This is a genomic window from Microbacterium sp. NPDC055903 (genome assembly GCF_053615555.1).
Window position 1 is genome coordinate 395,925 of sequence record NZ_JBSHCA010000001.1, and the last position, 12,217, is coordinate 408,141.

At 67.9% G+C, this 12,217-nt stretch carries 10 protein-coding genes; 5 read left to right on the forward strand and 5 right to left on the reverse strand.

What is annotated here, in order from left to right; genetic code table 11:
- Positions 1-21 precede the first annotated feature (21 nt).
- Entirely contained in the window at positions 22-1,524 is a 1,503-nt protein-coding gene (gene guaB / locus ACWGJP_RS01775; protein ID WP_452328035.1) for an IMP dehydrogenase, read from the reverse strand.
- Between the two features lie 213 nt (positions 1,525-1,737).
- Between guaB and ACWGJP_RS01780 the strand changes: the two genes are divergently transcribed.
- The 4 genes from ACWGJP_RS01780 to ACWGJP_RS01795 are packed head-to-tail and all read left to right on the forward strand — an operon-like array spanning position 1,738 to position 5,787.
- Positions 1,738-3,081 carry a branched-chain amino acid ABC transporter permease gene (locus tag ACWGJP_RS01780; protein WP_452329480.1) on the forward strand — a complete coding sequence of 448 codons (1,344 nt, stop codon included), beginning with the start codon at positions 1,738-1,740 and terminating at the stop codon, positions 3,079-3,081.
- Between the two features lie 3 nt (positions 3,082-3,084).
- Complete coding sequence (locus ACWGJP_RS01785) at positions 3,085-4,062, forward strand: branched-chain amino acid ABC transporter permease (protein WP_452328036.1); 978 nt, start codon at positions 3,085-3,087, stop codon at positions 4,060-4,062.
- Positions 4,052-5,035, forward strand: coding sequence for an ABC transporter ATP-binding protein (locus ACWGJP_RS01790; protein ID WP_452328037.1), 984 nt, complete (start codon positions 4,052-4,054; stop codon positions 5,033-5,035). The genes ACWGJP_RS01785 and ACWGJP_RS01790 overlap by 11 nt, the downstream gene beginning before the upstream one ends.
- Entirely contained in the window at positions 5,032-5,787 is a 756-nt protein-coding gene (locus ACWGJP_RS01795) for an ABC transporter ATP-binding protein (protein ID WP_452328038.1), read from the forward strand. Before ACWGJP_RS01790 ends, ACWGJP_RS01795 begins: the two co-directional genes overlap by 4 nt.
- 93 nt (positions 5,788-5,880) lie before the next feature.
- On the opposite strand, the gene ACWGJP_RS01800 is transcribed toward ACWGJP_RS01795, so the two are convergent.
- From ACWGJP_RS01800 to groES, 4 genes are all read right to left on the reverse strand, one after another.
- The gene (locus tag ACWGJP_RS01800; RefSeq protein ID WP_452328039.1) at positions 5,881-7,137 is read right to left on the reverse strand and encodes an ABC transporter substrate-binding protein; all 1,257 of its coding nucleotides are present in this window, start codon (positions 7,135-7,137) and stop codon (positions 5,881-5,883) included.
- A gap of 122 nt (positions 7,138-7,259) precedes the next feature.
- Complete coding sequence (gene rarD, locus ACWGJP_RS01805; RefSeq protein WP_452328040.1) at positions 7,260-8,201, reverse strand: EamA family transporter RarD; 942 nt, start codon at positions 8,199-8,201, stop codon at positions 7,260-7,262.
- A 45-nt stretch (positions 8,202-8,246) separates the two neighbouring features.
- A complete protein-coding gene (locus ACWGJP_RS01810; RefSeq protein ID WP_452328041.1) occupies positions 8,247-10,388 on the reverse strand; it encodes an RCC1 domain-containing protein in 2,142 nt (713 codons plus the stop codon).
- Between the two features lie 170 nt (positions 10,389-10,558).
- Entirely contained in the window at positions 10,559-10,855 is a 297-nt protein-coding gene (groES, locus tag ACWGJP_RS01815; protein ID WP_017203655.1) for a co-chaperone GroES, read from the reverse strand.
- Between the two features lie 155 nt (positions 10,856-11,010).
- On the opposite strand from groES, the gene ACWGJP_RS01820 reads away from it, so the two are divergent.
- Positions 11,011-12,213: a THUMP-like domain-containing protein gene (locus tag ACWGJP_RS01820; RefSeq protein ID WP_452328042.1), complete on the forward strand. Its 1,203-nt coding sequence runs from the start codon at positions 11,011-11,013 to the stop codon at positions 12,211-12,213.
- Positions 12,214-12,217: the final 4 nt, after the last annotated feature.

A 12,217-nucleotide genomic window follows, 5' to 3' on the forward strand; every position in this document is an offset into this window, starting at 1 on the left:
CATCCGCCCTTCGTCCGGAGATCACTTCTTGTAGTTCGGCGCCTCGACGACGATCTGCACGTCGTGCGGGTGCGACTCCTTCAAGCCCGCCGCGGTGATGCGGACGAACTTGCCGCGGGTCTTGAGCTCCTCGATGGTGCGTGCTCCGACGTAGAACATCGACTGACGCAGGCCCCCGACGAGCTGGTACGCGACGGCCGAGACCGGTCCGCGGTACGGCACCTGACCCTCGATGCCCTCGGGGATGAGCTTGTCGTCGCTGGGGACATCGGCCTGGAAGTAGCGGTCCTTCGAGTAGGACGTCTGCTTGCCGCGGGTCTGCATCGCACCGAGCGAGCCCATGCCGCGGTACTGCTTGAACTGCTTGCCGCTCTGGAAGACGATCTCGCCCGGCGACTCGTCGGTGCCCGCCAGGAGCGAGCCGAGCATGACGGCGTCCGCGCCGGCGACGAGCGCCTTCGCGATGTCGCCGGAGTACTGCAGGCCGCCGTCGGCGATGACCGGGATACCGGCCGGACGTGCAGCGAGGGATGCCTCGTACACGGCGGTCACCTGGGGGACGCCGACACCGGCGACGACGCGCGTGGTGCAGATGGAGCCGGGGCCCACGCCCACCTTGACGGCGTCGACACCCGCGTCGACGAGCGCCTGGGCGCCCTCTCGCGTGGCGACGTTGCCGCCGATGACGTCGATGTGCGCGAAGGACTCGTCGGCCTTCAGGCGCTTGACGATGTCGATGACGCCCTGGGACTGTCCGTTGGCGGTGTCGACGACGAGCACATCGACACCCGCGTCGCGCAGCGCCTCCGCGCGCTCCCATGCGTCGCCGAAGAAGCCGATGGCCGCGCCGACCCGCAGGCGGCCCTGCTCGTCCTTGGTGGCGAGCGGGTACTTCTCGCTCTTGTCGAAGTCCTTGATCGTGATGAGGCCGGCCAGCTTGCCGTTGTCGTCGATGAGCGGCAGCTTCTCGACGCGGTGACGCGCGAACAGCGCGATGACCTCGCCCGCGGCGACGCCGACCGGGGCGGTGACGAGGCCCTCGCTCGTCATGACGTCCTTGACGAAGGTGGTCTGGCGCTCGAACCCGGAGACGAAGCGCATGTCGCGGTTGGTGATGATGCCAACGAGCTTGCCGTCGGGGTCGACGACGGGCAGACCCGAGATGCGGTACTTCGCGCACAGCGCGTCGACCTCTTCGACGGTCGCCTCGGGAGTCGTGGTGATCGGGTCGGTGATCATGCCCGACTCGCTGCGCTTGACGCGGTCGACGTGCGCGGCCTGGTCGGCGATCGAGAGGTTGCGGTGCAGGATGCCCAGGCCCCCCTCACGGGCCATCGCGATCGCCATGCGGGATTCGGTCACCGTGTCCATCGCGCTGGAGAGCAGCGGCGTGGCGACGGAGATGCGTCGCGTGATCCTGGACGAGGTGTCCGCCTCGCTGGGGATGACGTCCGTGTGCCCGGGGAGAAGGAGCACGTCGTCGTAGGTGAGTCCGACGAATCCGAAGGGATCGTGCTGGTCCATGGATGGTCCTCCTGCAGGCGGGATCGGGGGGGCGACGGTGTACCAATTCTAAGCGCGCGGAGCCGCGGAAAATTCCCGGCGGACGGCGCAGCGTGACCGAACCGTGCGTTGGCCGAAACAGGCTCGACACACTACGCTCATACCGTCGTACATCAAGGCCGATGGACAACCCCGTCTCGGCCCGTGTGCTGGACTGGAGGTTTCGTGAGTCCGATGATCTCGGCCAGGCGGAGCGGATCCCGATGGGCCATAGCCCTGGTGGGAACGCTCCTCGCCTTCGGCTTCCTGTTCCTGCAACCACCCGCATCGGCATCCGCTGAGGAAGTCGACGACGGGCAGGAGGTCACGGACTTCTACCTCGCCGGTGTCATCACCTTCGACGACGAGCCGGTGGCGGACGTCACCATGAGCGTCGAGGGCGGCGGTTTCGAGGCCGAGACCGAGACGGATGCCGAGGGCCGCTGGCGCCTGTACGTCCCCGAGAAGGACGTCTACACGCTGACCGTCGATGAGGACACGCTCCCCGACGGCGTCATCGTGGATGCCTCGCAGCTGCCGGAGGGCATGCAACCGGTGTCGGGGACGACCGCGTCCTTCGAGGTCGAGTTCGGCCTGACCGGCACGAAGATCGTCAACCTCTTCCTCGGCGAGGGCGTGCGCGAGACGACCTCCTTCATCGATCAGCTGCTGTCGCGCATCGTGGGCGGTCTCAACTTCGGCCTGCTGCTCGGTCTCGCCTCGATGGGAGCGGCCCTCATCTACGGGACGACGCGCCTGTCGAACTTCGCGCACGGCGAGATGGTGAGCTGGGGCGCCGTCGTCGCCCTGATCGTCACCTCGTTCTGGCATCTGCCGATGTGGGCGGGCATCCTCGCCGCCATCGTCGCCGGGGCGCTGCTGGGGTGGGCCCTGGACGCCGGGCTCTGGCGCCCCTTGCGCAGGCGGGGCCTCGGCGTCGTCCAGCTCATGATCGTGAGCATCGGCCTCTCCCTCGCCCTCCGCTACGTGCTGCAGTTCATCATCGGCGGCGGCACCTACCAGCTCGAGGGCGCGAGCCCGACACCGATCAAGCTCGGTCCGATCTCGCTGTCCTACATCGACATGATCGGCATGGCGACGAGCATCGTGGTCATCGCCGCCGTCGGCTACTTCCTCACCCGCACCCGCATCGGCAAGGCGACCAGGGCGATCTCGGACAACCCGCAGCTCGCTGCGGCATCCGGCATCGACGTCGACAAGGTCGTGCGGATCGTCTGGATCCTGGCCGGCACGCTCGCCGCGGTATCGGGCATCCTCTGGGCGTACTTCCGCCCCGGCGTGAAGTGGGACATGGGCATGCAGATGCTGCTGCTGATGTTCTGCGCCATCACGCTCGGCGGGCTGGGGTCGACGCTCGGCGCTCTGATCGGCTCCCTGATCGTCGGCCTCGCGGTCGAGGTCTCCACGCTGCTCGGTGTCCCCTCCGATCTCAAGTACGCGACGGCGCTCGTCGCGCTCATCGTGATCCTCCTCGTCAGGCCGCAGGGCATTCTCGGTCGAAAAGAAAGGCTGGGCTGACGCATGGACTTCGGAAGCATCTTCGGCAACACCGCCGCGTATCTGTTCAGCCCCACCACCATCGCCTACGCCCTCGCCGCGACAGGCCTCGCCGTGCACTTCGGCTACACCGGCCTGCTGAACTTCGGCATGGCGGCCTTCATGGCGGTGGGCGGTTACGGCTATGCCATCTCGATCCTCAGCTTCGGGCTCCCCTGGTGGGCCGGCATGCTCGTCGGTCTCCTCGGCGGCGCGGCGCTGGCGCTGGTCCTCGGCATCCCGACCCTGCGTCTGCGCGCCGACTACCTCGCCATCGCGACGATCGCCGCGGCCGAGGTCGTTCGGCTGCTCTTCACAACCGAGCTCTTCAAGGAGTGGACGAACTCCGCCGGTGGCCTCTCCGGATATCACCAGAGCTTCCGCGACATGAACCCGTTCCCGCCTGGCACGTACGGGTTCGGACCGTGGGTCTACAACGAGAACGATCTGTGGGTGCGGGTCTTCGGCCTGATCTGCCTCATCCTCGCGGTGCTGCTGGTCTGGGCGCTCATGCGCAGCCCGTGGGGCAGGGTGCTGAAGGGCATCCGCGAGGACGAGGACGCCGTCCGATCGCTCGGCAAGAACGTCTTCGCCTACAAGATGCAGGCCCTCGTGGTCGGTGGCGTGATCGGCGCGCTGGGCGGGATCGTCTTCGTCCTCCCGTCCGCGGTGATCCCGGGCAGCTACTCCACCTCGCTGACCTTCTTCCTGTGGACGATCCTCCTGCTCGGCGGCGCGGCGACCGTGCTCGGCCCGACGCTCGGCGCCGTGCTCTTCTGGGTGGTGTTCGCGTTCCTCGGCTCGCTGCTCCCGGAGATGGCGAACGCCGGCATCCTGCCGATCACCGCCGCCCAGGCCGATGTGGTCCGCTACATCGTGATCGGCATCGTGCTGATGCTGATCGTCGTGTTCCGGCCGCAGGGCATCCTCGGCAACAAGAGGGAGATGACCTTTGTCAAGTGACGACGTGACGCAGTCGGCGACCACCGCCCCTCGTCAGAAGAGCACCGGCCTCGCGAAGGGGCCGGGCGCGCCCGGCGTCGCGAAGGTCGATCCGATCCTCGTCGCCGATGGTGTGCAGCGCCGTTTCGGTGGCCTCGCCGCGGTCGATGTGGACCACCTCGAGATCCCCCGCGGCGCCATCACGGCCCTCATCGGACCGAACGGTGCAGGCAAGACGACGCTGTTCAACCTGCTCTGCGGCTTCGATCGTCCCAACAGCGGCACCTGGTCGTTCGACGGCAAGGCGCTCTCCGGCGTCCCCTCCTTCAAGGTCGCCCGGATGGGACAGGTGCGCACCTTCCAGCTGACGAAGTCGCTCTCGCTGCTCACGGTGCTCGAGAACATGAAGCTCGGCGCGCCGAATCAGCGCGGCGAGGGGTTCTGGGCGGGGCTCTTCCCCTTCCTCTGGCGCAGCCAGGATGCCGAGATCGAGGAGCGCGCCCGCGAGCTGCTGCGGCGCTTCAAGCTCGACGCCAAGGAGAAAGACTTCGCGGCCTCGCTCTCGGGAGGCCAGCGCAAGCTCCTCGAGATGGCCAGGGCGCTGATGAGCGATCCTTCCCTGGTGATGCTGGACGAGCCGATGGCCGGGGTGAACCCCGCGCTCACGCAGTCGCTGCTGGATCACATCCTGGGGCTCAAGGACATGGGGATGACGGTGCTCTTCGTCGAGCACGACATGCACATGGTCCGCCACATCGCGGACTGGGTGGTCGTGATGGCCGAGGGTCGCGTCGTCGCAGAAGGACCGCCCGAGACCGTCATGGAGGATCCGGCGGTCGTGGATGCCTATCTGGGCGCGCACCAGGACGTCGATCTCGGTGCCGTCACCGGACGCATCCCGGTCGCCTCCGACGACGCCGCCACACGTCTGAGGACGCAGATCGAGACGGAAGCCGAGGCCGAGATCGAGGCCGAGGACGGAGAGAGGCCATGAGCGAGCAGACCCCGACCGCCCCCGACGACGTCGTCGTCCAGCTCAGCGATGTGCACGCCGGATACCTTCCGGGTGTCAACATCCTCAACGGCGCCAACCTGGTCGCCCGCCAGGGCGAGCTGATCGGCATCATCGGCCCCAACGGCGCGGGCAAGTCCACCCTGCTGAAGTCGATCTTCGGGATGGTCAACGTCCGCGACGGCGACATCACCGTGAACGGCGAGAGCATCGTGGGCCTCAAGGCCGACAAGCTCGTCGCCCGTGGAGTCGCCTTCGTCCCGCAGACCAACAACGTGTTCCCCTCGCTCACCATTGAGGAGAACCTGCAGATGGGTCTCTATCAGAACCCGAAGATCTTCGCCGAACGGCTCGAGTTCGTCTCGGGCATCTTCGCCGAACTGGGAAAGCGGCTGAAGCAGCGCGCCGGCTCGCTCTCCGGCGGCGAGCGCCAGATGGTGGCGATGTCGCGCGCGCTGATGATGGACCCCTCAGTCCTGCTGCTGGACGAACCGTCCGCCGGCCTCTCCCCCGTGCGTCAGGACGACGCCTTCATCCGTGTCTCGGACATCAACAAAGCCGGGGTCACCACGATCATGGTCGAGCAGAACGCACGTCGATGCCTGCAGATCTGCGACCGCGGCTACGTGCTCGACCAGGGCCGCGATGCCTATGAGGGCAGCGGGCGGGACCTGCTGAACGACCCCAAGGTGATCGGGCTGTACCTGGGAACGCTCGGCACCGACGCGGCCTGACCCGTTCCCGCCTGACGGCTGTCCGATCGGCCGAATCACCGCCGGACACAGAAGAGGCCCGGATGCTCAGCATCCGGGCCTCTTCTGTGTGACTCACTTGATGCGGGTCTGCACGTTCTCCGCGTCGTACTCGTAGACGCCGATCGCGGCACCGGCCGGGTCGTTGTTCTCGTCGAACGTCACGTCGCCGGAGTAGCCGTTGTAGTCCGGCGTCCCGCCGGCGTTGATGATCTCGGCGCAGTCGGCGAAGCTCGTGCACGCCTCGCCTTCGCCCTCACCGCCGGAGACGGTGCGCATCGCCGCGGCGATGTCCGCTCCTTCGACGGAGACCGCGTAGAGCGACGCCAGACCGATGAGGATCGCGGCGTCGTAGGCCTCGGCCGAGTAGGTCAGCGCGTCGATGGGCTCGTTGCCCTCGGCGGTCCAGACCTCGTTGAGCTGGTCGATGAAGTCGTCCGGCAGCTCGGCGCCGGCACGGGTGCCCTTCGAGCCCTCGAGGCTGATCGGGAGGTCCGGCCAGTCCTTCAGGTTTCCGTCGACGAGGTAGAGCGCACCGGTGTCGACGCCCGCGTTGCCCAGCAGCGGGGCGATCGTGGCGAACTGGTCGTAGGAGACCACCGCCACCGCATCCGGGTTCGCCGCCGCGATGGTCTGGACCTGCGCGTTGAACTGGCCGTCGCCCTGGTTGTACGAGGCGTCTGCGACGACCTCGCCGCCGGTGCTCTCGAACGTCGACTTGATCGCCTCGAACAGGCCCGTGCCGTACGGGTCGTTCTGGTAGATGATGCCGAGCGTCTTGTGACCGTCCTCGGCGATCTGATTGCCGAGAACCTCGCCCTGCAGCAGGTCGCTGGGCGCCGTGCGGAAGTAGAGCGGGTTGATGCCGGAGAAGTCCGGCGAGGTGTTCGACGGCGAGACGGTGAGGATGCCCGCACCGGCGTTGCCGTCGAGGATGAGCTTGGTGACGCTGGAGGATGCCGCACCGACCATCGCCGTGATGCCGGCGTTCTGGAGGTTGGTGATCGAGGTCTCGTACGCCTTGTTGTCGAGGTCGCCCTCGTCCTCGCTGGTGAGCTCGACCGTGATGCCGGCATCCGCCTCGTTGATCTGCGCGACGGCGAGCTGAACGCCCGCTTCCATCGGCGCACCGAGGAAGGCCAGCGAGCCCGTCGACGGCAGAAGCGATCCGAGCTGCAGCGTGAGATCGACGTCCGCCGGACGCTCGTTCGTCGGCTCCTCAGACGATTCCGGTGCCGGAGTGCTGCTGCACCCGGCGATGACGAGCGCCGTGGCTCCCAGCAGGGCGATTCCTGCCAGCAGCTTGGGGCGCGAACCCTGCAGACCGTTCATATTGCTCCTTCGACAACAGCGGACGCGGCGGTGCCGCGCTCGGGTGCTCTAACACTATGACCGGGTCAGGGGGCGGCGGGTATCGGTGCGCTAACGATCTTGTTTCACACTGATGACGCCCGTCATGGTAGGGCGACGGGCGCTCCGCGCCGGCTGCGCCTGGCCGCCAGGAGGAGGTCGATGACGAAGACGATCACGGCCACCCAGACGAGCGCGAAACCGATCCAGCGCTCCACTGGCATCGGTTCGTGCAGCACGACGACACCCAGCAGGAACTGCATGATCGGCGTGATGAACTGGATCATGCCGATCATGGTCAGGTCGATCCTGCGGGTTCCGGTCGCGAAGAGCAGCAGGGGCACCGCTGTGGCCACACCGGCGAGGCACAGCAGCACGAGGTGCCACGGGCCGTGCGCGCCGAAGGTGACGCCCGTGGTCGCCGCGACGGCGATGAGCTGGACGGCGGCGATCGGCACCAGCCAGACCGACTCGAGGGTGAGGCCGCTGAGGGCGTCGACGGAGGGGCCGATCTTCTTCTTGACGAGGCCGTAGAGACCGAAGGACAGCGTGAGCGTGAGGGCGATCCAGGGGACATCCCCGTAGACCGCGACGATGACGATCACCGCGACGCCTGCGATGCCGATGGCCGCCCATTGCAGCCGTCGGATGCGTTCACGGAGCACGAACACGCCGAGGAGCACCATCATGATCGGATTGATGAAGTACCCCAGCGAGGTCTCGACCACCCGGTCGCTGAGCGTGCCGATGAGGAACGCCTGCCAGTTGACGTAGATGAGCAGGCCCGCGACGGCGGTGAGGCCGAGCAGTCTCGGCTGTCGCACGATCGCGATGAGCGGCGCCCACCCGCGCGTGACCGCCAGCAGCAGCACGCAGAACACCAGCGAGAACAGCACGCGCCAGGCGACGATCTCCCAGGGTCCGGTCGGCGCGAGCAGCAGGAAGTACAGCGGGAGGACACCCCAGATCAGGTATGCGCCGACAGTCGCGACCGTCCCGATGGTCCGTTCGCGGCGTTCACTGATCAGAGGGTCCTCGGGGCTCACCGATCCACCCTACGCCCGCGCACGGAGCGCGGGCGCAGGCGTAGATCAGTGCTGTGCGCGGCGGCGGATGCTCGTGATCGCGAGTCCGGCGAGCAGCAGGATGATGCCCGCACCGAGCGCCCACGCCGCCGGTGCCCCACCGGTGGCTGCGAGGCCGGAGTCCTGGCCCGCGCCGTCGGATCCGCTGCCGGCGGCGCCGCTGCCCGCAGTCCCGTTGGCTTCGGAACCGTTCACGCTCGCATCGGCCGACTGTCCCTCGGCGGATGCCGATCCCGAGGCGTCGACATCGGCGGAGGCCGAATCATCGCCATCTGCGGCTCCGGCGGCGTCTGCATCCGCACCGGCATCCGCGTCGGTCGCGGAGTCCGCACCGGCATCCGCCGATCCGTCCACATCCGCAGCGGCGTCGACATCCGCGTCTGCACCGCCGTCGGTCGGGCAGGCGACGCCCGACGCGGTGATCGGGCCGGTCGTCGCCGAACCCTCGGAGTTGACGGCCCGCGCATGGTAGAGGTCGCTCAGCTGCGCGACGTCGACGGTGGTCGTGTCGCCGGAGGCGATGACGGACCAGTTCTCACCGCCGTCGACCGAGCGCTCCCATTCGACGACGGGCTCGGGGAAGCCGGCGAGGACGGTCACAGCGAGGTCGACGCGCTGGATCGATGCGGTGCAGACGAGCTCAGCGGAGGGGACGTCGAGCACCGGGGCCTCGAGGAAGGCGAATCCGGAGGGGTAGAGCAGCGGTTCCTGTGCGAGACCGCCGATGGTGTAGTTCACGATGACGTCGTAGGGACCAGCGGGGTGCGGCGGCGTGGTGACGGTCCAGGTTCCGTCGCCGTTGTCGACGAAGAGCGCGGGGTCGGCGGCGACGCCACCGAAAGTCACGCCGGTGAGGACGACAGCGGATTCGGGGAACGGGATCGCCGTCGGAGCAGTGATGTTCCCGGTCAGACCGGTTCCGATCGCTCCGTCGAAGTTCGCGCCCCAGCCGTAGGCTGTTCCGTCGGACGTCAGCCCGAAACCATTGGTGGTTCCGCCCACGAGCGTGGAGAAGGTGACGCCCTCCGGCATGCTCGCGGGAACGATCTGCGCAGAGTACCCAGGATCCCAGCCGCCCCCTCCCGTACCGAGCTCACCGAAGGCCTCTTGCCCCCATCCCCAGACATTGCCGTTCTGGTCGAGTGCGAGGGCACTGCGATACAACGTCTGGATCTGTGTGAAGATCACACCTTCCGGTGCAGTGATGAGCAGCGGCGTCGGGTTCGCGTCGAAGCTTGGGGCGCCGGTACCGAGCTGCGCGTTGTAGTTGCTTCCCCAGGCGAACAATCGGCCATCATCGGCGAGGGCGAGGCTGAACGAGGACTCATCGGTCGAGCTGGAGACCTGAGTGATCACGACGTCATCGGGGAGAGCGACCCTCACTGGGACGACGCTGCCGTCGACATCCCCGTTGCCGAGCGCGCCGATCCAATCAGATCCCTCCGATCCTGCCCAGCCCCACGAATAGACCTCGCCGTCGGCTGTGAGCGCGAGACCCATGTCCTGGCCACCGATGACATCGACGAAGGGCGACGCCACGTCTTCGACGACGAGCGTCGGCAATGGCTGCATCGTCGACGCGGATGTTCCATTGCCCAGGGATCCGTTGAATCCCGTGCCCCACGAGTACAGGTTTCCGTTCTCGTCCACGGCATAGGCTGTCTCTCCGGATGAGGCGATGTCGACGAAGCTGACACCGGGCGGCGTCTGCACCACCGCCGGCGCGTCGATGGTGGCGTTCACCGTGGTACCGGTGCCGAGCGAACCGTTCACATTGTTGCCCCAGGCATACCACCGCTCGTCACTGCCGCGCGCGAAGACGGGGTTGCTCTGCCCGGAGGTCGTAGCGCGCAACTCCAGGTAGGTGACACCCTCCGGCGTGGCGACGAGCTGTGGGGTGGCGCCCAGGTCGCCACCCCACGCATAGAACAGGCCGTCGTTCCCGATGGCATACGTCTGGTAGGAGCTGGCCGCGAGCTGCGCGAACCCCGTCGGCGCCGCGGGCAGCTCGATCGTGACCTGCGTCCCGCCGGCCACGGGACCGCTGTCGGGCGTCGGCGCTGCGGCGGCGGCGACCGGGGTGAGGACGAGTGCGGCGGTGATAAGCGTCGCCGTGAGGGCGCGCCGAGATACAGCAGAAACAGTCATTGTGATCCCCTGGATAGGCGCCCGTGGGGTAGGCGCACAGGGGAACAGTAGCGACGGCGAAGGCCATAGACGATAGTCGTATGCATTTTGTCCCCCGTTCGGGGGACAAAACAGGCAAGGGCCCGGATGCCGAAGCATCCGGGCCCTTGCCTGTTGTCTGAGCGCTGGCCTCAGCGGACGACGACCGCGAGGACGTCGCGAGCCGAGAGGACGAGGAACTCGTCTGCGCCGAACTTGACCTCGGTGCCGCCGTACTTGCTGTACAGGACGCGGTCGCCGACGGCGACGTCGAGCGGGACGCGGTTGCCGTTGTCGTCGATGCGGCCGGGGCCGACCGCCACGACCTCGCCCTCCTGGGGCTTCTCCTTGGCGGTGTCAGGGATGACCAGGCCACTCGCGGTGGTCTGCTCGGCCTCGACCTGCTTGATGACGATGCGGTCCTCGAGCGGCTTGATGGAAACCGACACGGTCTACCTCTTCTTTCTTGACGCTGACACGAAAGACTTTTCGCACTCTCAACCCGAGAGTGCTAACGCCAGTCTAGGCGCTCCGCTGGCACTCATGCAATGCGAGTGCCAGTCGTTCGCCACAGACGGACACGCTCGCCCCATAGGCTGAAGCGGTGCAGATGACCGAGCTCGCGGCGCTCCTGACCCCGGAGGGCCTGCGCCTGCTGGACGAGGCGGGGCAGATCGAGTCCACGACCGACGTCACGCGGGCCGTCTCCGTGCTCAGGTCAGCCGGCCACTCCCCCGAACTCGTGTCAGCGGTCGTCGGCCAGGCGCGCCTGCGCAGCAAGGCCGTGGCGAAGTTCGGCGGTTTCGCCGAGAGGATGCTCTTCACGCAGGCGGGGCTCGAACAGGCGACGCGGCTCGGTGTCGCGGCCAGGCACGCAGGAAGGATGCGTGCGGCGGGGATCGAGCACGTCGCCGACCTCGGCTGCGGGATCGGGGGCGACGCGCTCGCCTTCGCGGGAGCCGGCTTGCGGGTCACCGCCGTGGATGCCGACGAGGTGACCGCGGCGATCGCCGCCTACAACCTCGCCGCGTTCGGGGACGATGCCAGGGTGCTGCACAGCACGGCCGAGGATGCGGTGGACGATGCCGCCATCCGCACGGACCGGACGGCGATCTGGATGGACCCGGCCCGCCGGACCGCAGGCCATGGCGAGACACGGCGGGTGCAGGCATCCGACTACTCGCCACCGCTGGACTGGGCGTTCGAACTCGCGAGCAGAGTCCCCACCGGCATCAAACTCGGCCCCGGCCATGACCGCGACGCCCTGCCCGCCGACGCCGAGGCGCAGTGGGTGAGCGCGGACGGCAGCGTCGTCGAGCTCGTGCTGTGGTCCGGTGCGCTGGCACGGCCGGGCATCCGCAGGGCCGCGCTCGTGATCCGCGGCGAGCGCTCGCACGAGCTGACCGCCGCGGCGGATGCCGAGGACGCCGACGTGCGCCCGCTCGGAGCGTTCCTGCACGAACCGGACGGCGCGGTGATCCGCGCCAGACTCATCGGAGATGTCGCACGCCGTCTCGGTGCGGGGATGCTGGACGAGCACATCGCCTATCTCACCGGCGACGACGCGGTCACGAGCCCCTTCGTGCAGTCTTTCCGCATCCGGGAGACCCTTCCCGTGAACGCCAAGGCGATCAGCGCCGCCCTGCGAGCGGGTGGGATCGGAACGATCGAGATCAAGAAGCGCGGCGTCGACATCGACCCTGCGGCCTTCCGCAAGAAGCTCAAGCTCAGCGGCTCAGCATCCGCGACGCTCATCCTGACCAGGGTCGGCGACCAGCGCCTGGCGATCCTCGCCGACCGGGTGTGACGCG

Coding starts and splice junctions, on each gene's coding strand:
- ACWGJP_RS01785 (WP_452328036.1), top strand. CDS start 3,085: ATGGACTTCGGAAGCATCTTCGGCAACACCGCCGCGTATCTGTTCAGC.
- ACWGJP_RS01800 (WP_452328039.1), bottom strand. CDS start 7,137: ATGAACGGTCTGCAGGGTTCGCGCCCCAAGCTGCTGGCAGGAATCGCC.
- ACWGJP_RS01810 (WP_452328041.1), bottom strand. CDS start 10,388: ATGACTGTTTCTGCTGTATCTCGGCGCGCCCTCACGGCGACGCTTATC.
- ACWGJP_RS01780 (WP_452329480.1), top strand. CDS start 1,738: ATGATCTCGGCCAGGCGGAGCGGATCCCGATGGGCCATAGCCCTGGTG.
- ACWGJP_RS01795 (WP_452328038.1), top strand. CDS start 5,032: ATGAGCGAGCAGACCCCGACCGCCCCCGACGACGTCGTCGTCCAGCTC.
- guaB (WP_452328035.1), bottom strand. CDS start 1,524: ATGGACCAGCACGATCCCTTCGGATTCGTCGGACTCACCTACGACGAC.